Here is a 26,726-nt window from a genome sequence, read left to right as displayed (position 1 = left end):
AGGCTTGCCTCCGTGACCCGGTTCCTCCTCGGTCGGCTGCTGCTCCTCGCAGTCGGCCTGCTCGTCGCGAGCATGATCGTGTTCGCGACGCTGCGGGTGCTCCCGGGGGACGTGGCACAGGTCGTCGCGGGCACGCAGTCGACGCCGGCGCAGATCGCCGCGATCCGGCAGCAGCTCGGGCTCGACCGGCCGGTGGCGGTGCAGTACCTCGACTGGATCGGCGGGCTGGTGCGCGGCGACCTCGGCCGCTCCCTCGTCACCGGCGGTGCGGTCGCCCCGCAGGTCGCCCAGAAGCTCGCCGTCACACTGCCCCTCGCCGGGTTGTCGCTCGGGTTCGCACTCGTCATCGGGATGCCGCTCGGCGTCGTCGCGGCGGTGCTCCGTCGTCGGCCGACCGGCGTCGCGATCTCGTTCGTCGCCCAGGCCGTCGCGGCGGTCCCGGTCGTCTGGGCCGGCATGCTCCTCGTCGCCCTGTTCGCGGTGACGCTGCACCTGCTGCCGACGCAGGGGTTCCCGCTCGACGGTTGGGCGTCCCCGGCCCGGGCGTTCGACGCACTGCTCCTCCCCGCGCTGACGATCGGTGCGGTCGAGGGTGCCGTGATCCTCCGCTTCACCCGCTCGGCGACCCTGTCCGTGCTCGACGCGGACCACCTGCGGACCGCCGCCGCCGTCGGGTTGACCCGGCGGCAGGCGCTCGTCCGGCACGGACTGCCGTCGGTGTCGCTGACCGTGCTCGCCGTGCTCGGGGTGCAGATCGCCGGCCTCCTCGTCGGCGCGGTCGTCGTCGAGCAGCTGTTCTCGCTCCCCGGGATCGGCCGGATGCTCGTCGCCGACGTCGGACGGCGCGACCTCACGAAGGTGCAGTCCGAGCTGCTCGTGCTCACCGGGCTGGTGCTCGTGGTCGGCTTCGCGGTGGACGTCGCGCACCGGGCCCTCGATCCTCGACAGCGGGAGTCGGGGTCGTGACGGCGTCCGACCGCGCACGCCGACGCACCGCGACGCGCGGGCCCGGGTTCCTCCAGCGCCTCGTCGCTCGCCCGTCGGGCGCGTTCGCCGTGGTGGTGCTCGTGCTGCTCGTCGTCGCCGCCATCGTCGCGACGTTCTGGACCCCGTACGACCCGTTCGACACCGACCCGTTCCACCAGTGGGAGCCGCCGAGCGCGGCGCACTGGTTCGGGACCGACGGCATCGGGCGGGACATCGCGAGCTACGTCCTCGCCGGGTCGCGGACGGCGGTGTTCGTCGCGGTCGGCTCGGGGGTGATCGCCAGCGTCGTCGGCATCGTCCTCACCGCGGTCGGGTCGCTCACCGCCCGGTGGGTGCGTGAGGGCATGGCCGTCCTCCTCGACATCCTCGTCGCGTTCCCGACGCTCCTCACGGCGATGCTCCTGACCGCGGTCCTCGGCGGTTCGCTCGGCGTCGTGATCGTCTCCGTCGGGCTGAGCTTCGGCGTGACGATCGCCCGGGTCGCCCGTGGGGAGATCCGTCGCCTCGCCCGCACCGACTACGTCACGGCGGCCCGCGCCGCGGGTGTCGGGCCGGGCGGTGTGCTGTTCCGCCACCTCGTCCCGAACGCGGCGCCGCTCTTCACCGTGCAGCTCTCGCTCGGGATGGCGACGGCGGTCCTCGCCGAGGCCGGCCTGTCCTACCTCGGCTACGGCGCGTCGTCGTCGACGGCGTCCTGGGGCAGCCTCCTGTCCGACCTCCAGACGTACATCGGCGTCCATCCGTGGAGCGCGACCTGGCCGGGTGCGGCGATCGCGCTCGTCGTGGTGGCGCTGTCGCTGCTCGGCGACGCGGTGCGGGACGCGACCGACCCCCGGTTGGCCGGGCGCTCCGCGTCGTCGGACGGGAGGCACGGCACGACACCGCCAGGGACGCCCGGAGCGCGCGCGGTCGCGTCCGGCGTCCCGGATCCGGCGGCCGGTCCCGGATGGCCGACGACGGAGGGACGCGGATGACCGACGGACTGCAGCTCGACGGGCTCGGTGTCCGGATCGGCGACCGGACCGTCCTCGACGACGTCTCGCTCGAGGTGCCCGCCGGCGGGCGGGTCGGGGTGATCGGCGCCTCGGGCTCCGGCAAGTCCATGACGGCGCTCGCGATCATGGGGCTCACCCCGCCGGACGCCGTCGTCACCGGGAGCATCCGGGTCGACGGGCGGGAACTCGTCGGGCTGCCGGACCGCGCCCGGGCGGCGTTCCGCGGCGCGCGCGTCGGCATGGTGTTCCAGGAACCGGGCACGGCGCTCGACCCGCTCCGGCGAGTCGGCGCGCAGATCGTCGAGCCGGTCCGGCTGCACCGGGGCCTCGACCGTCGGGACGGGTGGGGCGCAGCGGTCTCGCTCGCCGGGTCCGTCGGCCTGCCGGACCCCGACGTGCTCCTCCGGCAGTACCCGCACCAGCTCTCCGGCGGACAGCGACAACGGGTCTGCATCGCGATGGCGTTGGCCGCGGACCCGGGGTTCCTGGTCGCCGACGAACCGACCACCGCGCTCGACGTCACGACCGAGGCCCGGATCCTCGACCTGTTCCGGACCGTCTCCGCGGAGCGCGGCACGGGGCTCCTCTTCGTGACGCACGACCTCGCGGTGCTCGCCAGGATCGCGGACACCGTGGTGGTGCTCGACGAGGGCCGCGTGGTCGAGTCCGGGCCCGTCGCGACGCTGCTGTCTCGCCCGGAGCACCCCGCGACGGCGGCACTCGTCGCGGCGGCCCGGGCGACCGCGAGGAGGACCGCGTGACCGAGGACGAGCTGCCGGGCGCGGTCCCGCCGGCGGACCCGCACCGCACCCATGCGGCGGCGTTGGCGGCGCTCGGCGTCTCGCGCACCTACCGGCTCCCCCGGCGCAGCCCGTTCGAACCCGGCGCGGTCCGCACGGCCGTCGCCGACGTCGACCTCGTGGTCCCGGTCGGGGCGCGGCTCGGGATCGTCGGGGAGTCCGGTTCGGGCAAGTCGACCCTCGTCCGGCTGCTCACCGGCATCGAGGCGCCGACCACGGGCACCGTGACCGCGGCCGGGCGTCCGGTCGACGCCAGGGGGTCCACGCGGTCGATGCGCTGGTTCCGGGAACGGACCGGGATCGTGTTCCAGGACCCGTACGCGTCGCTCGATCCGCGGATGCGCGTCGGCACGATCGTCGCCGAACCGCTGCGGGCACTCCGCGTCGCCGGTGACCACCGCGCCCTCGTGACGGCCGCCCTCGCGCGGGTCGACCTGCCCCCGGACGCGATCGACCGGTACCCGCACGAGTTCTCCGGCGGACAGCGACAGCGCATCGCGATCGCCCGGGCCGTGGTGCACGCGCCGCACATCCTGGTCGGGGACGAGCCGATGTCGGCGCTCGACGTCGTGGTGCGGGCGCGGATCATCGAGCTGCTCGACGGGCTCGCGGTCGACCTCGGACTGACGATGGTGATCGTCTCGCACGACATCGGCGTCGTGCAGCGGCTCTGCGACCGGGTGGCGGTGATGTCCGCGGGCCGGATCGTCGAGCAGGGTCCGGTGTCACTCCTCGACGCGCCGACGCACCCGGTGACCCGTGCCCTGGTGGAGGCCGCCCCGACGCTGCCGTAAGCGCCCCCGCAGCGACAGATGGGTGGAGCGCACCGCGCGGGAGCGCACCGCGCGGGAGCGCACCGCGCGGGTGCTCACCATCCGGGTGGATGGCGCCGCTGCCACCGGACGCGGCGCTCGAGCTGCGCGCCGATCGACAGCAGGGTCCGCTCGCCACCGGGGCGGCCGATCAGCTGCACGCCCATCGGCAGCCCGGCGTCCGGACCGTCCCCGGCCACGGTCGACACCGGGAGCGAGATCGCCGGGAGTCCGGCGACGTTGCACATCGACGTCCAGGGCGAGTACCGGCACTGGTCGGCGAAGTTCCGCTCCGGGTCCTCGGAGTACCAGCCGAGCGGGCGCGGCGGCATCGCCAGGGTCGGGGTCAGCACCGCGTCGAAGGGGTCGAAGGCGGCGATGAGTGCGGCCGAGAACGCGTCGAGGCCCGCCATCGCCTCGAGCACCTGCACGCCGGTGAGTGCCCGACCGCGATCCACGAGCCAGGCGGTGAGGGGTTCCAGCTGCGCGAGGTCGAGTCCCGGGACGTCCGGGATCCGTGCCGCGGACGCCTGCCACGCCACCCGGAACCACCTGGCGTACTCGGTGCGGGGCATCGGCACGGGTTCGAGGCCGTGTCCGATCGCGTCGAGGAGCGTCGTCGTCGCCGCGACCGCCGCACGGGCCGCCGGGTCCTGGTCGATGTCGACCGCGTCGTCCCACGGCGAACCGTCGAGGACGCCGATCGTGAACCGGCCCTCGCCGCGGACCGCCGACGACAGGAACGGACCGTCGCCCTCGTCCGGGGTCCGGAGCGCGGCGTGCGCGGGCGGACGGACGCCGGTCGGCGCGACGAGGGCGTCGAGCACGAGGGCCGCGTCGGCGACCGACCGCGCGAGGGGTCCGGCGACGACGAGGCCGCCGAGACCGCTCCGTCCGGGCATCGCGGGGACGCGCCCGCGCGAGGGCTTCAGGCCGACGAGCCCGGTGGCCGCGGCGGGGATCCGCACCGACCCGCCGCCGTCCGACCCGACGGCGACCGGCACGAGTCCGGCGGCCACCGCCGTCGCCGCACCGCCGCTCGACCCGCCAGGGCTCCGCGTCCGGTCGTACGGGTTGCGGGTCGGGCCCTCGAGCAGCGACTCGGTCGTCGAGGAGAGGCCGAACTCCGGGGTCGCGGTCCGTCCGAGGCTCACCGTGCCGGCGTCGTCGAGGGCACGGACCAGCGGATGGTCGTCGGTCGCCGGCAGGTCCGGGGTCGACCGGGACCCGGCGCGGGTCGGGAGTCCGGTGCGGTCGTACAGGTCCTTGTCCGCGCTCGGGAGGCCCCAGAGCGCCCGTGACGTCGGGACCAGCTCGGCGAGGTGGCCCGCTCGCTCCCGCGCCCGGCCGGCGGTCACCCGGGTGAACGCGTGCAGCTCCTGGTCGAGCCGCTCGATCCTCGCGAGGTAGTGGTCGGCGACCTCCGCGGGCGTGGACTCCCCCCGGTGGATCCAGTCCCACAGGTCCTGCGCGCTCAGGTGGTGGAGTTCGAACACGGTCCCCGAGCCTACCGGCGCCCGTACGGCCGGGGCAGGGGGGCCAGCGGGGCTACCGGGACGGGCGCCGCGTGGCACGGAGCCGCAACTGCATCGTCACCGTGCCGAGCCACCGCTCGTACTTGTACCCGACGCGCGCCATCCGCCCCGTCTCGACGAAGCCGAGCCGTGCGTGCAGCCGGATCGACGCCTCGGCCGACCGGTCCGCGATCACCGCGACGACCTCGCGCACGCCGGACGACCGGCACTCCTCGACGAGCGCGGTCAGGAGCGCCCGCCCGAGCCCCTTGCCGCCGGACGCCGGTCCGAGGTAGATCGAGTCCTCCACCGTGCGGTTCGACCGGTCCCGCGCGTTCCACGGCGTCACCAGCGCGTACCCGAGGATCTGTCCGGACGGGTTCTCCGCCACGAGGAACGGCAGGGCCCGGCGACGCACGTCGTCGTACCGGCGTTTCCAGGCCGCGAACGAGAGCGCCGCACCGTCGAACGTCACCGAGGAGTTCCGGACGTAGTGCGCGTGGATCTCGCGGACGTCCGGCAGGTCCGTCGGCCGGGCCGCCCGGATCGTCCAGGTGAACGCCGCTTCCGGTTCGACCGGGGGCCGGAGGTGCCGCGGCAACCGCCTGCGTGGCTGGTATTCCTCTTCGAGCACCTGCGCCGTCCCTCCAGGCCGCGCGGTCGCGCAGCGCGTCCGAGCCTACGACCAGCGGCGGACCGGAGGCGCGACCCGCGCCCGCACCGCATCTCCGGACGTCTCAGACCGACGCCGGCAGCGACCAGTCGACCGGTTCGGCACCCTGCGCGACGAGCAGCTCGTCCACCCGCGAGAACGGGCGCGACCCGAAGAACCCACGCCGTGCGGAGAGCGGACTCGGGTGCGCCGACTCGACCGTCGGGGTGTCGCCGAGGAACGGCTTGACCGACGCGGCCTGCGCACCCCACAGCACGGCGACGAGGGGCGTGCCCCGGGCGACGAGCGCGCGGACGGCCTGCTCCGTGACACGCTCCCAGCCCTTGCCGCGGTGCGACCCGGCATCACCGGCGCGGACGGTCAGCACCCGGTTGAGGAGCATCACGCCGCGAGAGGACCACGGACGGAGGTCCCCGTGCTCCGGCGGCGTCACGCCGAGGTCGTCGTGCAGTTCGCGGTAGACGTTGGCCAACGACCGTGGGAGCGGCCGCACCCCGGGGTCGACGGCGAAGGACAGCCCGATGGGGTGCCCGGGCGTCGGGTACGGGTCCTGGCCGACCACGAGCACCCGGACCTCGTCGAACGGGTACTCGAACGCTCGGAGCACGGCGGCGCCGGCGGGCAGGTAGGGCCGACCCGCGGCCTGCTCCGCGGCGAGCCACGCGCCGAGCGCGTGCACGTCGTCCTCGACCGGGGCCAGTGCCCGCGCCCACCCCGGGTCGACGAGCTCCGCGAGCGGGCGCGGGTGCCGGGCGGTGGCGTCGCTCATGCGCCGAGCGTCGCGACCGAGACGAACTGGTCGCCCTCGGACTCCTCCGCCGCGACGACCCGCCACACGCTGCCCGTGCCACGGACCTCGAGCGCACCCTCGCCGACGATGAGCACGGTGTCCTCGTCGATCGCGAGGCCGGCGGTCACGAAGCCCGCCTCGGCCGCGGCGACGAGACGCGCGAGGGTCCCGGACTGCACCGCGTGGACGTCGATCGTCAGGTCGACGAGCCCGAGGCCCTCCGCGAGGACGACCTCGTCGAGGCCCTCGTTCGCCCGCTCGGGGCAGACGGGCACGCCGCCGATCCGCCAGCCGCCGAGGAGCGCCCGGTCCGCGGCGATCATCGCGCCGGCAGAGTACCCGAGGTACGGCAGCGCGTCGGCGACGAGCAGCCGGACCTGGTCGACGAGCGGCGCGACCGCGGTCAGGTAGTGGGGCGTCGCTCCCCCGGCGACCACGAGACCGTCGACGTCGCTCAGGACCGTGGTGTCGAACGCGCCGCCCTCGGGCACGACGGTGAGCACCACGTCGGCGTCACCCGCCGAGCGGATGTGCGCGGCGAAGGGTCGGAAACCCAGACGGAACCCGACGCCGAGCACGGCGATCCGCGGACGGGGCCGGCCGACACGGCTCCCCCGCACGGCGCACTCGGCGACGAACGCCCCGTAGACCTCGGCCGCCTGCGCCGATCCGACACCGCCGCCGACCAGGTGGATGCTCATGCGCCGACCTCCGCCGTGACGGGCGGCATCGCGCTCCACGGGAACGTGATCCAGCCGTCCACCCGACGCCACACGTGGTCCGGCTCGAGGACGGTGCCGGGCTTGCTGTACAGGCAGGCACTCCGGACGTCGGCCCCGGCGTCGCGGACGATGTCGACGACGAGCGCGAGGGTCCGGCCGCTGTCCGAGACGTCGTCGACGACGAGGACCTTCCGGCCGGCGAGGCTCGGGGCGTCGAGTGCCGGCGGCAGGACGACGGGCGCCGCGAGACGCTGTTCGACGTCGGAGTAGAACTCGACGTTGATCGACCCGCACATCTTCGTGTCGAGGGCGTACGCGACCGCCCCGCCGATGAGCAGCCCGCCGCGGGCCACGGCGACGACCACGTCCGGCACGAACCCGCTGTCGAGGACGTCCTGGGCGAGGAGTCGGGCCGCATCACCGAACTCGAGCCAACCGAGGACCTCGGGCCCCGGACTGGGTGCCGACGCGGGGACGAGGTCCTCGGACGGGGGCGTGGACGCGTCGGTCGGCTCGGGCTGGATCGGCATCCGACCACGGTACCGTCCGCACTCGCCGCCGCGAAGCCGCCTACTGCTCGCGGTCGACCGGCAGGGGCCCGCTGACGCGCAGCGGACCGCGGGCGACCTTGTGCTGCGCCGACTGCGCCACCGGCCGGATCGTCACCTGGTCGAGGTTGACGTGGGCGGGGAGCTCCACGGCGTGCACGATGGACTCGGCGACGTCCTCGGCGGAGAGCGGGTCCTCGACGCCCGCGTAGACGGCATCGGCCTTCGCCCGGTCGCCGCCGAACCGGACGAGTGCGAACTCCTCGGTCCGGACCATGCCGGGCAGGATCTCGACGACCCGGATCGGCTCGCCGCTCAGCTCGAGGCGGAGCACGCCGACCAGGGCGTGCTCGGCGGCCTTCGCGGCGTTGTAGCCACCGCCGTTCTCGTAGAACACGGTCCCGGCGGTGCTCGTGACGGTGACGACGTCCGCGTTCCCGGTCGTGGACGCACGCGCCCTGAGGTGCGGGAGCAGCGCCGCGGTGACCTGCTTCGTGCCGAGCACGTTCACCTCGAACATCCGGCGCCAGTCCTCGACGTCGGACTCCTCGACGCTGGCGGACCCGAGGGCGCCGCCCGCGTTGTTGACGAGGACGTCCACACCGCCGAGCTCGCCCACCCGGACCGCGAGCGCCGCGACGGCGGTCGGGTCGGTGACGTCCGCGACGAACGGGTCGCAGTCCGTCTCCGCGGCGAGCGCGGCCAGCCGGTCTGCCCGACGTGCGACGGCGACCACGTCCCACCCCCGGGCGCGGAACACCCGGACCGTCGCGGCCCCGATCCCCGAACTCGCTCCCGTGACCACTGCGCGTCGTGCCGTCATGCTGCCTCCATCGTCGTCGGGCAGCGGCATCAGCCGCCCCCGCCAACGCTACCGACCCCGTGTTACGTCGCCTGACAGCAGCCGTTGTCCCGACCCGACCACGGGCATACCGTTGCCGACACGCGAGGGCGCGCCGTCCCTCCCGTCCGGGAGCGCCCCGGACGCGACCGCGACCGACAGGAGCACCCGATGAGCGACCAGACCCCCGCCTGGCGGTTCGAGACCACCCAGATCCACGCCGGCGCCCGGCCGGACCCGACGACCAACGCGCGGGCGACGCCGATCTACAAGACGACGTCGTACGTGTTCGACAACTCGGACCACGCCCGCGACCTGTTCGCGCTCGCGCAGCCCGGCAACATCTACTCGCGGATCATGAACCCGACGAACGACGTCGTCGAGCAGCGGGTCGCCGCGCTCGAGGGCGGTTCCGGCGCGCTGCTCGTCGCCTCCGGTCAGGCGGCCGAGACGTACGCCGTCCTCAACATCGCCGGTGCGGGTGACCACATCGTGTCGTCCTCGTCGATCTACGGCGGCACGTACAACCTCTTCAGGTACACGCTCGCGAAGCTCGGGATCACCACGACGTTCGTCGAGGACCAGGACGACCCGGAGGAGTGGCGCCGTGCGGTCCGCCCGAACACGAAGCTCTTCTTCGCCGAGACGATCGGCAACCCGAAGATCAACGTGCTCGACATCGCGTCCGTGTCCGACGTCGCGCACGAGGCCGGTGTCCCGCTCATCGTCGACAACACGATCGCGACGCCCTACCTGATCCGCCCGTTCGAGCACGGCGCCGACATCGTCGTGCACTCCGCGACGAAGTTCCTCGGCGGCCACGGCACCGTCATCGGCGGGATCATCGTCGACGGCGGACGGTTCCGGTGGTCGGAGCACGCCGAGCGCTTCCCGGAGCTGAACGAGCCGGACCCGTCGTACCACGGGGCGGTGTTCACCGAGGCGGTCGGCGATTCGCTCGCGTACGTCATCAAGGCGCGTGTACAGCTCCTCCGCGACCTCGGTGCGTCGAACTCCCCCGACACCGCGTTCGCACTCATCCAGGGCATCGAGACCCTGTCGCTCCGCATCGAGCGGCACGTGCAGAACGCCCAGGAGATCGCCGAGTGGCTCGACCGGCACCCTGACGTCGCCGCGGTCTACTACGCCGGACTGCCGACGAGTCCCTGGTACGCGGCCGCCACCAAGTACGCGCCGCGGGGCGTCGGCGCCGTGCTGTCGTTCGAGCTCAAGGGCGGGGTCGACGCGGGTCGCGCGCTCGTCGACACGCTGTCGCTCTTCAGCCACCTGGCGAACATCGGGGACGTCCGATCGCTCGTCATCCACCCCGCCTCGACGACGCACTCGCAGCTGACCCCCGAGCAGCAGCTGACGACGGGCGTCACCCCGGGGCTGGTCCGCCTGTCGGTCGGGATCGAGAACGTCGAGGACCTCAAGGCCGACCTCGAGACCGGCCTCGCCGCCGCGCGCGCAGTGTCCGAGGCCGCGCGCGCCTGAAAGCGTGACCGACGGACTGGAGGGGCGGTGCCGGCTGGCACCGTCCCTCCCGTCCGGCAGGGCCGGCGCGCGGCCGGTGCGTGGATCCCGGGCCGACGTGTCGCTCCGGGGCCGACGTCCGGGCCGCCGTCCGTAACATGGCGGTCCCGCCGACGGCGGGGCGGGAGGATGGACGGACCATGGACTGGCAGACGACCCCCGAGGACTCCGTCCCCTCGACGCTCGTCCCCGGCTCCGTCATGCTCGGCAGCGGGGTCGTCGGCAAGCCGCCGGTGACCGGTGCCTGGCGCCCCGGCGACGCTCCCGCCGACCGCCGGTTCGCGTCCATCGGGGCGGCCGAGGTCCGCGGCGGGACGATCCCCGACGTCCGGATCGCCTACGAGACGTGGGGCGAGCTCGCACCGGACCGGTCGAACGCCGTGTTGGTGTTCCACGCCCTCACCGGCGACGCCCACGTCGCCGGCCCTGCCGGACCGGGGCAGCGCACCGCCGGCTGGTGGGGGGACGTCGTCGGTCCCGGGTGCGCGATCGACACCGACCGTTGGTTCGTGATCGCCCCGAACATGCTCGGCGGCTGTCAGGGCACGACCGGGCCGTCGTCGGTCCGGGAGTCCGGCGTCGAGTGGGGCTCGCGGTTCCCGTTCGTCACGGTGCGCGACCAGGTCGGGGTGCAGGCACGGCTCCTCGACCGACTCGGCATCGACCGGCTCGCGGCGGTCGTCGGCGGGTCGATGGGCGGCATGCACGCGCTCGAGTTCGCGGTCGCGAACCCCGACCGGGCCGACCGGCTCGCCGTGCTCTCCGCTCCGGCGCAGACCACCGCGGACCAGATCGCTGCGAACTCGCTGCAGCGCGCCGCGATCCAGATGGACCCCGGGTTCGCCGGGGGCGACTACTTCGACGCCGAGCCGGGCGACGGTCCGCACCGGGGCCTCGCGCTCGCGCGGCGGATGGCGCTCGTCACGTACCGCGCGGCGGCGGAGCTGAACGGTCGCTTCGCGCGGAGCTGGCAGAGCGAGGTCTCCCCCCTCGGCGACGACGGTCGGTTCTCGGTGGAGAGCTACCTCGACTTCCACGGCAACAAGTTCACGCGGCGCTTCGACGCCGACTCCTACCTGACGCTCCTGCATGCGATGGACTCGCACGACGTCGGGACGGGCCGCGGTGGCGTGGAGGCGGCACTCGGTCGGGTGCGCGCCCGCACGCTCGTCCTCGGGATCTCGTCGGACCGGCTGTTCCCGGTCGAGGACCAGGACCGGATCGCGGCCGGTGTGCCCGACACGCTGGACGGCGACGCAGCGGCGGTGATCGAGAGCGAGTACGGGCACGACGGCTTCCTCATCGAGTCCGTCGCGGTCGGCGCCCATCTTCGACGATTGCTCGACTAAGGCTCGGATTTGTCCCCACTTCGGTGGACATCCGGGGTTTCCGGGGTAACAATTCCGTCGCAACGGTGCCTCCGGAACGTTCGAGATCCCCTCGAAGAGGTGTCGTTCGTGCAAGCATTGAGCGGCACGGAGGAACCACCCCGTGCGGCCATTCCGCTTCCCGTACGCAGGACATCGATGGAACTCATCGCGCAAGAACGCGACCGCTTGCTCCGGTCGACGACGCGCGTCGTCGGCATCGCGTGCGCCCTCGTCACCGTCATCGGGGTGCTCTGCTCGACCGTCGTCCCGGGGGCGTGGCTCGCGACCGGACTCGTCGGGACCGCGCTCATGGTCGGCGCCCTCGTCGGCCACGGGAGCAACGGTGCGCGCTACTGGACGCCGCTCGCGCTGATCGGCGGACTCGGCGCCCTCGTCGCGTTCACCCAGTCCGTCGCCACCGCCGACCGCTACGTCATCGCCGCGGCGATCGTGCCCCTGGCAGCCGGCGGGATGTCCTCGCTCGTGATGTCCCAGCGCGCCCGACCGGTCCTCCTCGTCCTCGTCGTCCTGGCCGGCGTCGTCACCGTCGGTCTGGTGGTCTGGACGACGCGGAGCGTGCTGAGCGCACCCGTCGGCGGCGTCGTCCTCGGATGGGTGCTGACCTGCGTCATCGCCTACTGGGTGTCGCTGTCGATCCCCCGCGTCGCCCGTCGCATCTTCGCGATCGGCAACGCGCACCGCGCCGAACGGCAGGCCAGCGAGACCGAGGCGCAGCGTCGACAAGGAGCTCGGCTCCTGCACGACACCGTCCTCGCCACGCTCACGCTCCTGGCGCACTCCGGCGTCGGCGTCAGCGCGCAGGCGATGCGCGAACAGGCCGCCGAGGACGCCCGGCTGCTCCGGCACCTCCGCCTCGGCGCGACCCCGCAGCCCCAGGAGTCGAACGGGTACTCGCTGACCCAGACCGAGGAGTCGCCGCTCGGGCAGACCCTCGAGTCCGTCAAGCAGCGCTTCGGCCGGATGGGCCTCGAGGTGAGCTGGCACGGGACCGGGCAGGTGCTCCTGCCGTCGCACGTGCTCGACGCGTTCCTGCTCGCCCTCGCCGAGTGCCTCGAGAACGTCCGCCGGCACGCCGGGGTCGAGGAGGCGCACGTGACGATCGTCCACGACGCGAGCATGGTCCGGGCCATGGTGACGGACTCGGGCGTCGGCTTCGAACTCGGCACCGTGTCCGAGGAGCGTCTCGGGTTCAAGGAGAGCGTCGTGAACCGCCTCCGTGAGGTCGGCGGCGACGCACGCCTGTTCTCCGCACCCGGTTCGGGCACGACCGTGGTCCTGGAGGCGCCCCGATGACGATCCCGGAGGACACCATCGGCCGCGACGCGATCAGCGGCCAGCCCGTCGCTCCGACGCCCCGCACGCGCCGCGAGGCCCGGGAGCGCGCGAAGGGCACCGACCGCCGACAGGCTCGGGGGCTGCCGTCGACCTCCACCGGCGCGCGGTCGCTCCGGCAGGCCGCGCAGCCCGGGCCGTCGCTCGGCACCGGACACCTGGGGGTCGGCGCTGCCGTGCTCACCGGACTCGAAGCCGCGTTCGGGATCGCGGTGTTCCTCGTGCACTGGACCGACTACACCGACCCGTACGCCGCAGCGGCCGCCTGGTTGCTGTACATCGTCGCCGCCGTCGGGGTCACCGCGACCGTGCTGACCTACGGCGAACGCCTCACCGGGACCGCGTTCACCCTCATCTGCCTCGTGCTCGCGTGCGTCGTGGCCCTCGACTTCATCGCGATCTGGCCGGAGCACAACATCGCCCAGACCGCGACGGCGTCGATCGCGGCCGGGTTCGCGCTCCTGCCCATGACGACCCTCCGCCCGGCACGCGAGGTGGCGATCGCGATCGTCGGCCTCGGGATCGCGTTCGTCGTCATGATCGTCGTCTCGTCGCCGATCACCACGAACACGCTGCCCGGACTCGTCTCGATGCTGTTCCTCGTGATCCTGCCGCCGTCCGTCGCGCTGTTCATCGTCCACCGCTTCCGCCAGCTCGTGCAGCGGGAGCTCGACCGCGTGCTCGTTCAGAGCACCGTGAACGCACCCCAGTTCGCCGTCGGCATGCTCGCCTCCGACGAGCTCGCCCGCCTCGACCTCGCCGCGGAGAAGCTGCTCGACGCGGTCGCGAACGGCACCGACCCGCTCCCGCTCTCGGACAGCTCGTCGTCGGTCGCGGCGTCCCTCGCCACCGAACTCCGCCTGCACCTCATCGAGGGCCGTCGCGAGACCTGGCTCTACCACGCCATCACCGAGTCCGACCACCTCGGGCGCGCGGTGAGCGTCGCCGACCCGTCCTCGCTCGCCGGACACCTGTCGCCGTCGCAACGGGACGGGCTCCTGCAGGCCGTGTGGCTCATGGTCGGTGACGGCCGGACCCTCGCCCTCGACGGCAACGCACTCGTCTCGGTGACGCTCGGGCCGGTCGGCACCGCCGGCCACCCGGTGAGCAGCGAGACGATGGACGTCCCCGTGGTGATCGAGTCCCGGGGCGTCGCGCGTCGGCGACTCGGACCGGCGGCGTGGGGCGCGCTCCAGCGCGTCGGCCCCTACACCGACACCGTCCGCGACGGCGTCCTGCACGTCGTCGTGCACTGCGTCGTCAGCCGCCATCCCACCATGTGACCCGACACCCTGACCGCCTGGCCCTCCACCGCCGACGATCCCCGTAGGATCGCCCGGACCCCCTAGAAAGGACGCCGCTCGTGGCAGCTCCCGAGGAACGTATCCGTCTCGCTCTCGTCGACGACCACCGCATGCTCCTCGGAGCCCTCACCGAGTGGATCCGCGGCGCCGCGGACGACATCACGCTCGTCGCGGCGGTCACGACCTGGCCCGAACTGCTGACGAACCCCGAGTTCCCGGTCGACGTCGTGCTCCTCGACCTCGACCTCAAGGACTCGATCCCGATCTCGCTGAAGATCTCGACGCTCAAGACCGCCGGTGTCACCACCGTCGTGATGAGCACCTACTCCGAGCCGAACGTGGTCCGCGAAGCGCTCGCCTCCGGTGCCATGGGCTACCTCGTCAAGAGCGAGGGCGCGGAGATGATCGTCGAGGCGATCCGGTCGGCACACCGCGGCGAGCCGTACATCTCCGCCGAGCTCGACCTGGCGCTCAACGCCGGGGACGTCGGTGGCGTGCCGAAGCTCAGCGCGCAGGAGCGTCGCGTCATGGCGCTCTACGGCGGTGGCGAACCGGTCAAGAGCGTCGCGTACCAGCTCGGGATCTCCGAGGAGACCGCGAAGAGCTACCTCAAGCGGATCCGGGAGAAGTACCGCGTGGCTGGCTTCGACGTCGGCACGAAGGTCGCCCTGCGGAAGCGTGCGATCACCGACGGCATCATCATCCAGACCGACGCACCGCACGGGCTGTAGGCGCCGACGGTGCCGCGCGCCCGCTCCGGCGGTCGCGCGGTCGCGCGGTCGCGGATCGCCTCCCCCGCCCGGGGCGCGGCGTCGGACGGCGACCGTCAGAGCGTCGGGACCGGTGCCGTGATCGGTCCGGTCGACGTCCGGGACACGGCGGTCCGCTGGTCGCTCCGCCGTTGCACCGAGTAGCTGATCGCGGTGATCCCGACGCCGAGCACGGCGAGCACGATCCCGATCCAACCCGGCGCGAGGTACCCGAACCCGCTCGCGATCGCCGCGCCTCCGAGGAACGCGCCGAGACTGTTCCCGACGTTGAACGCGGAGTGGTTCAGTGCTGCCGCGATCGTCCGGGACTCCCCGGCGACGTCCATCAGCCGGATCTGCACCGCGGGCGGGATCGCGGATGACGTCGCCCCGAGCAGGAACGCACCGACGAACACGCCGACCGGGTTCGACGCGGCGAGCACGATGACGACCAGCGCGCCGATGAGCGCGAGCAGACCGATGTAGATGGTCCGCTTGACGCTGCGGTCGACGAAGTGCCCGCCGACGACGTTGCCGAGCGTCATCCCGAGCCCGACGACCACGAGCACGAGCGGCACCACCGACTCCGGCAGGTTCGCCACGTGCATGACGATCGGTGAGATGTAGGAGTACACGGCGAAGAACCCGCCGAACCCGACGGCCCCGAGTCCCATGACGATCCACGCCTGCGGGACCCGGAACACGCGGAGCTCGCGGCGGATCGAGGCCGTCGCGTCGGCCGGCTGCCGCGGCACGAGTGCGAGCACGGACACGAAGGTCGCCGCGAAGAGCAGGGCCACGACGAGGTATGCGACCCGCCAGTCGGCGACCTGCCCGATGAGCGTGACCGCGGGCACCCCGACGACGTTCGCGACGGTGAGACCGCTCATGACCATCGCGACGCCCTTGCCGCGGTTGCCCGGCCCCATGATGTCCGCGGCGACGATCGACGCGATGCCGAAGTAGGCGCCGTGCGGCAGCCCCGCCACGAACCGGGCGAGGACGACGAGCCCGAAGGTCGGCAGCACGGCACTCGCGATCGTGGCGAGGGTGAACCCGACGAGCAGGACGAGCAGCAGCTGCTTGCGCGGGTACTTCGCCGCGGCGGCTGCGATGGTCGGCGCACCGACGACGACTCCGAGCGCGTAGGCGCTCACCAGCCACCCGGCATGCGCGATGCCGGTCGCCGGGTCGGCGACGTACTGCGTCGGCAGGAGGGCTGCCGCGATGTTCGGCAGCAGTCCCATCGCGACGAACTCGGTCGTCCCGATCGCGAACCCGCCCAGGGCGAGCGCGAGGAGCGCCAGGGTCCGGCGTCTCGGGGTCAGGGCATGCGTCGTGCGGGGGATCATGTGACTGGGCTCTCGGACGGGAGGGACGGGTGCGGTGGCCGCGCGACGTGCGTCTTCGACATGCTCGGTTCGAGCACGGACGGACCGCACCACCGAATGGTAAACCGCTCCAACGCCCGAGCGGAAGGCGGCCCGCTCGGTACGGCGTGTCAGGCCGCGCGACGCTCCCGGACCGCGACCCGGGACCGCGTCGGCTCGGGGAGCTCGTCGCGATGGACCCACCCGGCGCCGCACTCCACGCACGTCGCCCAGACGATGCCGTCCGTGATCGGCTCGCCCGAGGCGTCCGTCGGCACGTCGATCACCGCGGTGCGGTCATCGCAGTCCTGGCACCAACCGTCCTGGATCATCATGCGCTCCTGGTCCCGCCGACTCGCTGTCGACACGTCCCAGGAGACACCCGACCGCCGACATCGTCGGGACGTGGTCGGCGTGTCGCGGTCAGCTCCCGAGTGCGGTCTCGAGCCGGTCGAGCTTGCCGTCGAGCTCGCCCGTGCGCCCGGGTCGGATGTCGGCCTTCAGCACGAGGGAGACCCGCGTGCCGTGTGTCCCGGCGGCCGCGGTGGCACGCTTGACGACGTCCATCACCTCGTCCCATTCCCCCTCGATCTCGGTGAACATCGACGACGTGCGGTTCGGCAGGCCGGACTCGCGGACGACCCGCACCGCATCGGCGACGGCGTCGTGCACGGAGCCGTCCTCGTGCGCTGCGGAACCACCGGACGGGGAGACGGAGAACGCGACGATCATGCGCCCATCGTGCCACCCCGACCATCCGCCGGGCGGGGCGACCCCGATCAGGTGGGCCGTGCCTCCAGGCTGGACGCGGACGCGGACACGGATCGCGCCTGCCGCCCGATCCGCACCAGGGCGGCCACCCCCCACGCGAGCATCGCGACCTCGAGCACGTTCCGCACCGTCAGGACCACGAGGATCCCGGTCTGGAGCCCGAGCACCTCGTTGTAGAACGCCGGGTAGACGAGCTGCGTCGCGACCGCCAGCACGAGCACACCCGCCGCCGGCACGAGGAACCGTCGCGCGCTCGCCTCCCCCGCGACGAGCCCCCAGACGATCGGGACGGCGAACCAGCCGACGTACTGCGGCGAGCCGACCTTGTTCGTGGCGAGCAACGCCGCGACGAGGACGAGCGCCAGCAGGGGCATCACCTCGACCTGCCGCGCCCCGCCTCGGACCGCGACGAGTGCCAGGAGCACGGCCAGGGCGACGACGACCGCCATCAGCGGACTCGACACGACGCCGGCCGTCGCCGTGCCCGTCCCCGCGACCTGGAAGGTCAGGATCGTCCGGTCGTAGTAGACCTCGGCACCGGCCACGTGCGCCTTGGCGAGCCAGAGGAACGGCGTCGCGAGCGGCGACTCGATCTGCAGGCCCCGTCCGGTCTGCTGGGTGATGAAGGACAGCACCTCCGGCAACCCGCCGAGCACGGCGTCGATCGCGACGACGACCACGGTGACGGTCGCGGCGCCGACGAGGACGGCCCGGCGGTGCCCGCGGCGGAGCAGCAGCAGCACGCCGACGAGCGCCGCCGGCCAGACCTTGATCCACGCGGCGAGCGTGAGCAGGGCTGCAGCCACCCCCGGCCTCCGCAGCACCCAGACGACGCCGACCAGCGCGATCGCCGTCGCGGGCGTGTCGATGCGGCCGAGGGCGATCGGTCCGAGGGCGAGGAGCAACAGCGCCCACCACCAGCCGACGCGGACCCCGAGGAACCGGCAGCGCCAGAGGAACGCGAACGCGACGGCGTCGAGCACCGTCACGAGCACGAGCCACCCGATGACGAGCGAACCGAGGCCGAACACCGGCGCGACCAGCATCGGCACGAGCGCGACCACCGGGTACACCCACGGGAGGTCGATGCCGATCCAGACGCCGGTCGACGCGCCGGTGGCCAACCACTGGCGGTAGGCGATGTCGACGTCACCGAGCGGGAGGTTCGGCAGCGTCAGGTTCAACCACCACAGGAGGGCGTGCACGGCGGCGAACGCGACGACGACGCCGACCCGTTCGGCGAGGGCGGCGGACCCACCCGGAACGGCACGGGCGGAGGGGCGGCCTGCGGTCACAGGGGGAGCGTACCGGCCGGGGCATGTCCGGAGCTGCACCCAGGCCGGGTGCCGGACTCTCCCAGCGCCTCCCCAAGGTGACGTGTCACCGTCTCTCCATGGACGGACGTCGCAAGCGCACCATCTGGATCACCGTCGGCGCCGTGGTCGTCGTGCTCGGCGTCACCGCCGCGATCGCCGGCCCCGCTGTCTACCGGAACTCGATCGCCGGCGAGGCGGAGGCCGTCCCCACCATCGCCGCGACCCGCGCACCGTCGACGCTCGACCCGGCCGACCTCGGCGGGACGTGGACGGTCGGGACCGGGTCGTACGCCGGCTACCGGGTGGACGAGGTGCTGAACGGCAAGCCCGTCACGGTCACCGGGCGGACGGGGAAGGTGTCCGGCACCGCGACGGTCAGCGGATCGGACATCACCGCCGCGACGATCACGGTCGACGTCGCGAGCATCGCCACCGACTCCGGCAACCGGGACGCCTACTTCCGGGACTCGGCGATGGACGCCCAGGCCTTCCCGACGGCGACGTTCACCACCACCGAGCCGATCGAGGACGCCGTCCCCTCGAGCGGCACCGCGACGACGGAACAGCGGGTGACGGGCGAGCTGGAGCTGCACGGCGTGACGAGGACGGTCACGGCGACGATCGAGAGCGGCCTGTCCGGGAACGGCGCGGACGTCACCGGCACGATCCCGATCACGTTCGCGGACTACGGGGTGACCGCGCCGAGTCTCGGCTTCGTGAAGGTGCAGGAGCGGGGCTCGGTGGAGTTCCTGGTGCACGCGAGGCCCTCCGGCAAGTAGGGCGGGGGCGCGGTCGGCGGGGTCGGGGCCGGCGTCGTGCCGGTGTCGGGGTCGGGGCCGGCGTCGTGTCGGTGCGTTGGCGTCTGATGACCATGCATGAAGCGACATTCCTTCCGGATGGCGACGTCGTGAATCGGGGACAATGTCGCTCGATGCCCGCACATCGAACGACCACGCATGAAGCGACATCGCGGCCGGATTCCGACGTCGCAAATCGGCGACAATGTCGCTCGATACCCGGACATCGAACGACCCCGCATCGCACGACCCCGCCAGCGACTCCGCGGCCGGACATCGACGTCGCCCGGCCCGAAGATCTGGTCGATCCCGCGACGCCTGATGACCACGCATGAAGCGACATCGCGGCCGGATTCCGACGTCGCATTTTCCACGAACATGTCGCTCGATACCCGGATATCGAACGACCCCGCGCGGAGCGACATCGCGGCCGGACGTCGACGTCGCCCGGCTCGAACATCTGGTTGATCCCGCGACGCCTGATGACCACGCATGAAGCGACATCGCGGCCGGTTTCCGACGTCGCATCTCGGCAAACATGTCGCTCGATGCGCGGACGCCTGATGACCACGCATGAAGCGACATCGTTGCCGGATTCCGACGTCGCATTTCGGCAAACATGTCGCTCGATACCCGGACACCGAACGACCCCGCATCGAACGACCCCGCATCGAACGACCCCGGCCGGAGCGACACCGCTGCCAGACGGCGACGTCGCGAGTCGGCGAGCATGTCGTCGGGCCGTGCGCCATCGCGCCACCGGCCTGGAGGCGCGACCCGCGTCGGTCCGTCAGCGACCGGCCACGAGCTCCGCGACGACCGCCGGGAGCTGGCGCGCGAGGTCGAGCACCGGGAACGGTCCGCCGCCCGAGGCCCGGAGGGCTGCAGTCCCGTGCACGACGGCCGCTGCGGCCGCCAGGTGCGCCAGGTCCTCCGGTCCGATCGGCCCCCGGGCGGCACGGCTCGCAACGAGTGCACCCATGACACCGCCGAGCGCGTCACCGGCCCCGGCGGTCGCGAGCCAGCCGTTCCCGCTCTCCACGACGAGCCGGACCCCACCGCCGGGCGTCACGACACGCGTCTGACGGCCCTTCAGGAGCACGACCGCACCGGTCTGGTCCGCCGCGCGGAGCGCCGAACCCGCTGGGTCGTCCGACACCGAGGACCGGTCGGTCCCGAGGAGCTTCGCGAGCTCGCCCGCGTGCGGCGTGAGGACGGCACGGGCGCCGAGGTCGACCCGTCCGAGCGCTCCGGCGTCGACGACGACCGGGACGTCGGAGTCCGACGCCGTCCGGAACCCGTCGGCGGTCTCGTCGTCGAGTGATGACGCGTCCGTCCCGGAGCCGACGAGCCACGCCTGCACCCGTCCGATGCCGCTGACGACCTCGGGACGCCGGGCGAGGACGAAGTCCGTCGCGCGCGCCGGCCCGACGTACCGGACCATGCCGATCCCGGTGTGCACGGCCGCATCGACACCGAGCACGGCCGCGCCCGGGTAGGCGGTGGAGCCGGTGACGACGCCGAGCACCCCGCGGCCGTACTTGTCGGTGTCCGGCTCAGGCGGCGTGACCCAGTCGGCGGCGGCGTGCAGGTCGAAGGGCTCGAAGTCGTTCACCGACCCCACGTTACGGTGGACGGCATGAGCCTGTTCATCCCCGGACACGTCGTGGTCTTCGACTACGGCGAGGTCATCAGCGCGTCCCCGTCCGCCGCCACGCGGGCCGCCCTCGCGGACGCCACCGGTGTCCCGCTCGAGACCCTGCTGCCGGTGTACGCCGAGCACCGCCACGACCTCGACCAGGGTCGGGTCGACGTCGTCGGGTACTGGCGTCGGATCGCCGCCGCGTGCGGCAAGTCGTGGACGATCACCGACATCCACCGCATCTGGGCGATCGACTTCACCGGCTGGTTCGACGTCGACCCCGTCGTGCTCGACATCGTCGAGGAGCTCCACGACGCCGGGACGCGGGTCGCCATCCTCTCCAACGCCGGACACGACTTCGGCGACCCGTACCGTCACTCGCCGCTGGGGTCCCTCGCGGAGCTCGTCGTGGTGAGCGCCGAGGAGGACCTGCTGAAGCCCGACCCGGCGATCTACCGCCGGACGTGCGAGCGACTGGGAATCGACGCGCGGCAGATGGTGTTCGTGGACAACAGGGCGGAGAACGCTCGCGGTGCGTCGGACGTCGGCGCCATCGGACACCACTTCACGAGTGCGGCCGGCCTCCGGACGTTCCTCACCGACCTGCAGGAGACCACCGCGTGACCCACGCCCTGTTCGAACCGATCACCATCCGCGCCCTCACCGTGCGGAACCGCATCTGGGTGCCGCCGATGTGCCAGTACTCGGTCGAGCGCGAGGACGGCGTGCCGACCCCCTGGCACCTCGTGCACCTCGGCGGGTTCGCCAAGGGCGGTGCCGGAGCGGTCATCGCCGAGGCGACCGCCGTCGTGCCCGAAGGGCGGATCAGCGCGCAGGACCTCGGGCTCTGGAACGACGAGCAGCGCGACGCGTTCCGGCCGATCGCCGACTTCGTCCACTCGCAGGGCGCGGCGATCGGTGTGCAACTCGCCCACGCCGGCCGGAAGGCCTCGACGTTCCGCCCGTGGAGCGCGGAGCACGGCTCGGTGCCGGCGGAGGACGGCGGGTGGCCGACCGTGGGCCCGAGTCCGATCGCGTTCCCGGGGTACGCGGTACCCGCGGAACTCTCGGCGGACGAGGTCCACGGTGTCGTCCGAGCGTTCGCCGCGGCGGCCCGCCGTGCCGTGGATGCCGGCTTCGACCTCGTCGAGCTGCACGCGGCGCACGGGTACCTGCTGCACGAGTTCCTGTCGCCGCTCAGCAACCTGCGCACCGACGAGTACGGCGGTCCGCTCGCGAACCGCGCCCGCGCCCTGCTCGAGGTGGCGCGTGCGGTCCGCACCGAGGTCGGGGACGCGTTCCCGGTCCTGGTCCGCGTGTCGGCGACCGACTGGGTGGACGGCGGCGTGACGCTCGACGAGACCGAGGACGTCGTCCGCTGGCTCGCCGAGGCCGGGGTCGACCTGATCGACGTCTCGACGGGCGGGAACGTCGCCGACGCCGAAATCCCCGCCGGGCCGGGCTACCAGGTGCCGTTCGCTGCGTCGATCCGGCGGACGACAGGGGTGCCGACGGCGGCGGTGGGCATGATCTCGAGCGCGGAGCAGGCGGAGCAGATCGTCGCGACCGGCCAGGCGGACGTCGTGCTCGTCGGGCGGGACATGCTGCGCGACCCGAACTTCGCGCTCCGGGCCGCTGCTGCGCTCCGCGTCGAGCTCCCGTACGCCCCGCCCCAGTACGACCGGGCGCGCATCGCATGAAGCATCGCGAAGCGATGCGCAGCGCGCCCCGACCGAGCCTGCGAGGTCGGCGCCGGAAGGTGACCATGGCGCGCCCCGACCGAGCCTGCGAGGTCGGCGCCGGAACGTGACCATGCCGCGCCCCGACCAAGCCCCGGAGCTCGGCGCCGGAAGGTGAGGCCGCCCTCCCGGGTCACCGCCGCCGCGTCGCGTCCTCGACCTCGCCGACGAGCTCCTCGAGGATGTCCTCGAGGAACAGCACGCCGGTCGTGTCGCCCTCAGCGTCGAACGCGCGCGCGAGGTGCACGCCGGCCGCCCGCATGGTCGCCAGCGCGTCTTCGAGGTCCATCTCGGTGTAGAGCGAGATGAGCTGCCGGATGCGTTTCGGCGGGACCGGCTCGTCGTACTCGTCCGGGCGCAGGTCGAGGACGTCCTTGACGTGCACGTACCCGGTCGGCTCGTCGTCGTCGCCGACCAGGACGTACCGCGAGAACCCGCGCGTCGCCACGGACCGCTCGACGTCGTCCGGAGTGGCGTCGTCCGGCAGCGTCACGAGGGACGGCATCGGGACCGCGACGTCCGCGACCTTCTTCGACGTGAACTCGAACGCGAGTTGGAGCGTCCCGGCCCGGTCGGCGAGCATGCCCTCCCGGCGTGAGGTCTCGACGATGGTCTGGACCTCCTCGACCGTGTAGGCACTGACCGCCTCGTCCTTCGGCTCCACGCGGAAGACCCGGAGCACGCCGTTCGCCGCGGCGTTGAGCGCGACGACGACCCAGCGGAGCCCGTGCGCGATGTACCAGAGCGTCGGGACGAGCATGAGCGCCGCCCGGTCCGGCATCGAGAACGAGATGTTCTTCGGCACCATCTCGCCGAACACCACGTGCAGGAACGACACGAGCACGAGCGTGATGACGAACGCGATGATCCCGATGACCTCGGCGTTCCACCCGGTGAGGTGCAGCGGCCCCTCGAGCAGGTGGTGGATGGACGGCTCGGACACGTTCAGGATGAGCAGCGAGCAGACCGTAATCCCGAGCTGGGTGGTGGCGAGCATGCGCGTGGCGTGCTCCATCGCCCACAGGGTCATCTGCGCGGCGCGGGAGCCCTCCTCGGCTCGCGGCTCGATCTGCGACCGACGTGCGGAGATCACGGCGAACTCGGCGGCGACGAAGAACGCGTTGCCGAGGAGCAGCACGACCAGCCAGAAGATGCCCCACCAGTCGCTCATCGGGTCGCCTGCTTCTGGTCGGGAACGGGAGTGGTGGACGCGGCGTCCGGGACGGCGGGCGTGTACCGGACCCGGTCGATGCGCCGACCGTCGAGACGCTCGACCCGGAAGGCGCCGCCGTCGATCGCGACCTCGTCCCCGACGACGGGCAGCCGCCCGAGGCGGCTCATCAGGAAGCCGCCGATGGTCTCGTACGGTCCGTCGTCCGGGACGCGGACACCGGCGCGGTCCTGCAGCTCGTCCGGCCGGAGGAGCCCCGGGAAGGTCAGCCAGTCGCGGGAGCGCACGACGTCGATGCGCGCCCGGTCGTGCTCGTCGGACACCTCGCCGACGAGCTCCTCGACGAGGTCCTCGAGCGTGACGACCCCGGCGGTGCCGCCGTACTCGTCGACGACGACCACCATCTGGTACCCGCGCCCCCGGACCTCGGTGAGCAGGTCGTCGAGGTGCATGGTCTCCGGCACGCGCTCGGCGTCGGTCCGGAGCGCCCCGGCCGGGACGTCGGCGCGCTTGTCCCGCGGGACGGCGACGGCCTGCTTGACGTGGACGATGCCGACGATGTCGTCCGCGTCCTCCTCGATCACCGGGAACCGGCTGAAGCCGGTCTTCCGGGCGAGGGCGATGACGTCGGCCGCGCTCGCGTCGGCGTCGATCGTGGACATCCGCGGACGGGGCGTCATGACGTCGCTCGCCGTGAGCTCGGAGAACGCGATGGTCCGGGCGAGCAGTGTGGCGGTGTCCCGCTCGAGGCTGCCCTCCATCGCGGAACGGCGGAGCAGGCTCGTCAGCTCCTCGGCGCTCCGTGCGCCGGAGAGCTCCTCCTGCGGCTCGATCCCGATCGAGCGCAGGACGCGGTTCGCCGTGCCGTTCAGGAGTGCGACGGCCGGCTTGAAGACCGTCGTGAACGCGATCTGCAAGGGGACGACGAGCTTCGCGGTGGCGAGCGGCAACGCGAGCGCGAAGTTCTTCGGCACCAGCTCGCCGATGATCATCGACAGCAGGGTGGCGATGACGAGCGCGACGACCGACCCGACGGTCTCGACGACCCCGTCGGGGAGGTCGAGCGCGAGGAACGGGGCCTCGAGGAGGTGCGCGATGGACGGTTCGAGCAGGTACCCGGTGAGCAGCGTGGTCAGGGTGATCCCGAGCTGGGCGCTCGACAGGTGCGTCGAGGTCACCTTGAGGGCCGCGATGACCGCGTTCAGTCCCGTCTCGCCACGGTCCTGTCGCGCTTCCAGCTCGGAGCGGTCGAGGTTCACGAGGGCGAACTCGGATGCGACGAAGACCCCGGTGCCGGCGGTCAGGAGGATCCCGCCGACGAGCATCAGGACGTCGACGAGCGTCACGAGTTCCACCCCCGCGCGGTCGAGGAGGTGTCGAGATGGCCAGGCGAAGTGCGATTCGGAGGGTCGTCCACAGTGGGGACGAGTTTAGCCGGACGTCACCCTCGGAAACCGTGAGAACGGACAGAGACCGGGTCTCACCACGACACGGGCAGCGGCTTGCCCTCCTCGTACCCGGCGGCGGACTGGATGCCGACGAGCGCGCGCTCGGCGAACTCGTCGAGCGACCGGGCTCCCGCGTACGTCGCGGACGACCGGACGCCGGCGGTGATCATGTCGAGCAGGTCCTCGACGCTCGGTCGGTCCGGGTCGAGGTAGATGGTGGACGACGAGATCCCCTCGGCGAACAGCGACTTCCGGGCACGGTCGAACGGGTCGAGCCGCTCGAAGCGCTCCCGGACGGCCTTGGCCGACGCCATCCCCCAGCTCTCCTTGGACCGGCGTCCGGCGGCGTCGGTCCGGATGCGTCCCGGAGCCTCGACCGTGCCGGCGAACCACGAGCCGATCATGACGCTCGACGCACCGGCGGCGAGGGCGAGGGCGACGTCGCGGGGGTACCGGACCCCGCCGTCCGCCCAGACGTGGGCACCGAGGGAGCGTGCCGCGGACGCCGTCTCGAGCACGGCGGAGAACTGCGGGCGGCCGACCGCGGTCATCATCCGGGTCGTGCACATCGCGCCGGGTCCGACGCCCACCTTGATGATCGAGGCGCCGGCGTCGACGAGGTGCTCGACGGCGTCCGCCGTCACGACGTTGCCGGCGACGAGCGGGATGCCGAGGTCGAGCGCGGCGACGGTCCGGAGCGCGCCGAGCATGCCCTCCTGGTGCCCGTGCGCCGTGTCGAGCACGAGCACGTCCACCCCGGCGGCCGCGAGTGCGCGGGCCTTGCCGGCGACGTCGCCGTTGATCCCGACGGCGGCGGCGACCCGGAGGCGACCGCGCGCGTCGACCGCGGGCCGGTAGATGCCGGACCGGATCGCACTGGTCGGCGAGGTCGTCCCGACCACGTGCCCGTGCCGCATCACCGGGGCGAAGTCGACCTCGGCGGCGGTGAGCAGGTCGAACACGGCGCGCGGGGAGTCGACGTCGTCCGCGTCGATCGCGGTCGTCGCGCCGTGCAGCAGGTCGCCGACGGTCGCGTCCGCACCAGCGGTCGCGAGCCGGACCGCGGGCACGCACCCGAGGTACGACCCTGCGCCGTCCCGCACCACGACGCCGTGGCCGGCGACCGGCACGAGCTGCGTGAGCGCCTCGGCGACCGTCGTGTCCGCGGTCATGTCGAACGGGGTGTCGTGGTCGACCGGCTGCACCTTCACCCAGCGGATCGCGGCGTCGAGGTCCTGCAGGTGCATGTCCTGCGGCAGCACCCCGAGTCCGCCGCGGCGGGCGAGCGTCGCGGCGAGCCGCGGGCCGGTCACCGAGTTCATGTTGGCGCTCACGATCGGGATCGTCGCGCCGGTGCCGTCCTGCGGGGCGAGGTCGACGTCGAACCGGCTCGTCACGCCGGAGCGGCTCGGGACGAGGAAGACGTCCGAGTACGTCAGGTCGTGCGTCGGTGCCGTCTCGTAGAACCTCATGCGGAC

The 26,726-nt window shown here is 72.8% G+C and carries 26 protein-coding genes; 12 read left to right on the top strand and 14 right to left on the bottom strand.

The features are described from left to right. Positions 1-12 precede the first annotated feature (12 nt). The 4 genes from ACO0E0_RS10695 to ACO0E0_RS10680 all read left to right on the top strand — a co-directional run bounded on the left by ACO0E0_RS10695 (position 13) and on the right by ACO0E0_RS10680 (position 3,576). A complete protein-coding gene (locus ACO0E0_RS10695; RefSeq protein WP_422871402.1) occupies positions 13-966 on the top strand; it encodes an ABC transporter permease in 954 nt (317 codons plus the stop codon). Continuing rightward, on the top strand, positions 963-1,961 hold the full coding sequence (locus tag ACO0E0_RS10690) for an ABC transporter permease (RefSeq protein ID WP_422871401.1): 999 nt from the start codon (positions 963-965) through the stop codon (positions 1,959-1,961). The genes ACO0E0_RS10695 and ACO0E0_RS10690 overlap by 4 nt, the downstream gene beginning before the upstream one ends. After that, the gene (locus ACO0E0_RS10685; protein ID WP_422871400.1) at positions 1,958-2,743 is read left to right on the top strand and encodes an ABC transporter ATP-binding protein; all 786 of its coding nucleotides are present in this window, start codon (positions 1,958-1,960) and stop codon (positions 2,741-2,743) included. Before ACO0E0_RS10690 ends, ACO0E0_RS10685 begins: the two co-directional genes overlap by 4 nt. 62 nt (positions 2,744-2,805) lie before the next feature. Next, positions 2,806-3,576, top strand: a complete 771-nt coding sequence (locus ACO0E0_RS10680; RefSeq protein WP_422871607.1) for an ABC transporter ATP-binding protein — start codon at positions 2,806-2,808, stop codon at positions 3,574-3,576. A gap of 74 nt (positions 3,577-3,650) precedes the next feature. On the opposite strand, the gene ACO0E0_RS10675 is transcribed toward ACO0E0_RS10680, so the two are convergent. The 6 genes from ACO0E0_RS10675 to ACO0E0_RS10650 all read right to left on the bottom strand — a co-directional run bounded on the left by ACO0E0_RS10675 (position 3,651) and on the right by ACO0E0_RS10650 (position 8,664). Continuing rightward, a complete protein-coding gene (locus ACO0E0_RS10675) occupies positions 3,651-5,090 on the bottom strand; it encodes an amidase (protein WP_422871399.1) in 1,440 nt (479 codons plus the stop codon). A gap of 52 nt (positions 5,091-5,142) precedes the next feature. After that, positions 5,143-5,742, bottom strand: coding sequence for a GNAT family N-acetyltransferase (locus ACO0E0_RS10670; protein WP_422871398.1), 600 nt, complete (start codon positions 5,740-5,742; stop codon positions 5,143-5,145). 103 nt (positions 5,743-5,845) lie between these two features. Next, the gene (locus ACO0E0_RS10665; protein WP_422871397.1) at positions 5,846-6,550 is read right to left on the bottom strand and encodes a uracil-DNA glycosylase; all 705 of its coding nucleotides are present in this window, start codon (positions 6,548-6,550) and stop codon (positions 5,846-5,848) included. Next, positions 6,547-7,272 carry a Type 1 glutamine amidotransferase-like domain-containing protein gene (locus tag ACO0E0_RS10660; RefSeq protein WP_422871396.1) on the bottom strand — a complete coding sequence of 242 codons (726 nt, stop codon included), beginning with the start codon at positions 7,270-7,272 and terminating at the stop codon, positions 6,547-6,549. Before ACO0E0_RS10660 ends, ACO0E0_RS10665 begins: the two co-directional genes overlap by 4 nt. Next, on the bottom strand, positions 7,269-7,823 hold the full coding sequence (locus tag ACO0E0_RS10655; protein ID WP_422871395.1) for a phosphoribosyltransferase: 555 nt from the start codon (positions 7,821-7,823) through the stop codon (positions 7,269-7,271). Before ACO0E0_RS10655 ends, ACO0E0_RS10660 begins: the two co-directional genes overlap by 4 nt. A 40-nt stretch (positions 7,824-7,863) precedes the next feature. Next, positions 7,864-8,664 (bottom strand): SDR family oxidoreductase, encoded by an 801-nt coding sequence (locus ACO0E0_RS10650; protein ID WP_422871394.1) that lies wholly within the window; start codon positions 8,662-8,664, stop codon positions 7,864-7,866. Positions 8,665-8,853: 189 nt separating this feature from the next. Between ACO0E0_RS10650 and ACO0E0_RS10645 the strand changes: the two genes are divergently transcribed. The 5 genes from ACO0E0_RS10645 to ACO0E0_RS10625 all read left to right on the top strand — a co-directional run bounded on the left by ACO0E0_RS10645 (position 8,854) and on the right by ACO0E0_RS10625 (position 14,976). Then, the gene (locus tag ACO0E0_RS10645) at positions 8,854-10,179 is read left to right on the top strand and encodes a bifunctional o-acetylhomoserine/o-acetylserine sulfhydrylase (RefSeq protein WP_422871393.1); all 1,326 of its coding nucleotides are present in this window, start codon (positions 8,854-8,856) and stop codon (positions 10,177-10,179) included. Between the two features lie 179 nt (positions 10,180-10,358). Next, positions 10,359-11,567 (top strand): homoserine O-acetyltransferase MetX, encoded by a 1,209-nt coding sequence (gene metX / locus ACO0E0_RS10640; RefSeq protein WP_422871392.1) that lies wholly within the window; start codon positions 10,359-10,361, stop codon positions 11,565-11,567. Positions 11,568-11,744: 177 nt separating this feature from the next. Beyond that, positions 11,745-12,902: a sensor histidine kinase gene (locus tag ACO0E0_RS10635; RefSeq protein ID WP_422871391.1), complete on the top strand. Its 1,158-nt coding sequence runs from the start codon at positions 11,745-11,747 to the stop codon at positions 12,900-12,902. Further along, a complete protein-coding gene (locus tag ACO0E0_RS10630) occupies positions 12,899-14,224 on the top strand; it encodes a hypothetical protein (RefSeq protein WP_422871390.1) in 1,326 nt (441 codons plus the stop codon). The genes ACO0E0_RS10635 and ACO0E0_RS10630 overlap by 4 nt, the downstream gene beginning before the upstream one ends. 80 nt (positions 14,225-14,304) lie before the next feature. After that, entirely contained in the window at positions 14,305-14,976 is a 672-nt protein-coding gene (locus ACO0E0_RS10625; RefSeq protein WP_082473652.1) for a response regulator, read from the top strand. 95 nt (positions 14,977-15,071) lie between these two features. On the opposite strand, the gene ACO0E0_RS10620 is transcribed toward ACO0E0_RS10625, so the two are convergent. From ACO0E0_RS10620 to ACO0E0_RS10605, 4 genes are all read right to left on the bottom strand, one after another. Further along, positions 15,072-16,346, bottom strand: coding sequence for an MFS transporter (locus tag ACO0E0_RS10620; protein WP_422871389.1), 1,275 nt, complete (start codon positions 16,344-16,346; stop codon positions 15,072-15,074). Positions 16,347-16,495: 149 nt separating this feature from the next. Continuing rightward, positions 16,496-16,699 carry a hypothetical protein gene (locus ACO0E0_RS10615; RefSeq protein WP_422871388.1) on the bottom strand — a complete coding sequence of 68 codons (204 nt, stop codon included), beginning with the start codon at positions 16,697-16,699 and terminating at the stop codon, positions 16,496-16,498. 88 nt (positions 16,700-16,787) lie between these two features. Next, positions 16,788-17,096, bottom strand: a complete 309-nt coding sequence (locus tag ACO0E0_RS10610) for a thiamine-binding protein (protein WP_422871387.1) — start codon at positions 17,094-17,096, stop codon at positions 16,788-16,790. Positions 17,097-17,143: 47 nt separating this feature from the next. Next, the gene (locus ACO0E0_RS10605) at positions 17,144-18,430 is read right to left on the bottom strand and encodes a glycosyltransferase 87 family protein (RefSeq protein WP_422871386.1); all 1,287 of its coding nucleotides are present in this window, start codon (positions 18,428-18,430) and stop codon (positions 17,144-17,146) included. 98 nt (positions 18,431-18,528) lie between these two features. Between ACO0E0_RS10605 and ACO0E0_RS10600 the strand changes: the two genes are divergently transcribed. Next, positions 18,529-19,230, top strand: coding sequence for a YceI family protein (locus tag ACO0E0_RS10600; protein ID WP_422871385.1), 702 nt, complete (start codon positions 18,529-18,531; stop codon positions 19,228-19,230). Between the two features lie 808 nt (positions 19,231-20,038). Here ACO0E0_RS10600 and ACO0E0_RS10595 read toward each other — a convergent pair. Beyond that, positions 20,039-20,863: an ADP-dependent NAD(P)H-hydrate dehydratase gene (locus ACO0E0_RS10595; RefSeq protein ID WP_422871384.1), complete on the bottom strand. Its 825-nt coding sequence runs from the start codon at positions 20,861-20,863 to the stop codon at positions 20,039-20,041. Between the two features lie 24 nt (positions 20,864-20,887). Between ACO0E0_RS10595 and ACO0E0_RS10590 the strand changes: the two genes are divergently transcribed. Further along, the gene (locus ACO0E0_RS10590) at positions 20,888-21,514 is read left to right on the top strand and encodes an HAD family hydrolase (protein ID WP_422871383.1); all 627 of its coding nucleotides are present in this window, start codon (positions 20,888-20,890) and stop codon (positions 21,512-21,514) included. Continuing rightward, positions 21,511-22,590, top strand: coding sequence for an NADH:flavin oxidoreductase/NADH oxidase (locus ACO0E0_RS10585; RefSeq protein WP_422871382.1), 1,080 nt, complete (start codon positions 21,511-21,513; stop codon positions 22,588-22,590). Before ACO0E0_RS10590 ends, ACO0E0_RS10585 begins: the two co-directional genes overlap by 4 nt. A 172-nt stretch (positions 22,591-22,762) precedes the next feature. Here the strand turns inward: ACO0E0_RS10585 and ACO0E0_RS10580 are convergent, their stop codons facing one another. The 3 genes from ACO0E0_RS10580 to guaB1 all read right to left on the bottom strand — a co-directional run bounded on the left by ACO0E0_RS10580 (position 22,763) and on the right by guaB1 (position 26,720). Continuing rightward, on the bottom strand, positions 22,763-23,800 hold the full coding sequence (locus ACO0E0_RS10580) for a hemolysin family protein (protein ID WP_422871381.1): 1,038 nt from the start codon (positions 23,798-23,800) through the stop codon (positions 22,763-22,765). After that, entirely contained in the window at positions 23,797-25,125 is a 1,329-nt protein-coding gene (locus ACO0E0_RS10575; protein WP_422871606.1) for a hemolysin family protein, read from the bottom strand. The genes ACO0E0_RS10580 and ACO0E0_RS10575 overlap by 4 nt, the downstream gene beginning before the upstream one ends. Before the next feature lie 155 nt (positions 25,126-25,280). Beyond that, positions 25,281-26,720, bottom strand: coding sequence for a GMP reductase (gene guaB1 / locus ACO0E0_RS10570; RefSeq protein WP_422871380.1), 1,440 nt, complete (start codon positions 26,718-26,720; stop codon positions 25,281-25,283). Positions 26,721-26,726: the final 6 nt, after the last annotated feature.

The sequence above is a fragment of the Curtobacterium phyllosphaerae genome, from assembly GCF_049341865.1.
Classification (GTDB): domain Bacteria; phylum Actinomycetota; class Actinomycetes; order Actinomycetales; family Microbacteriaceae; genus Curtobacterium; species Curtobacterium phyllosphaerae.
Note: the sequence above shows the minus strand (reverse complement) of the source record. Positions and strands in the feature narration are given on the sequence as shown.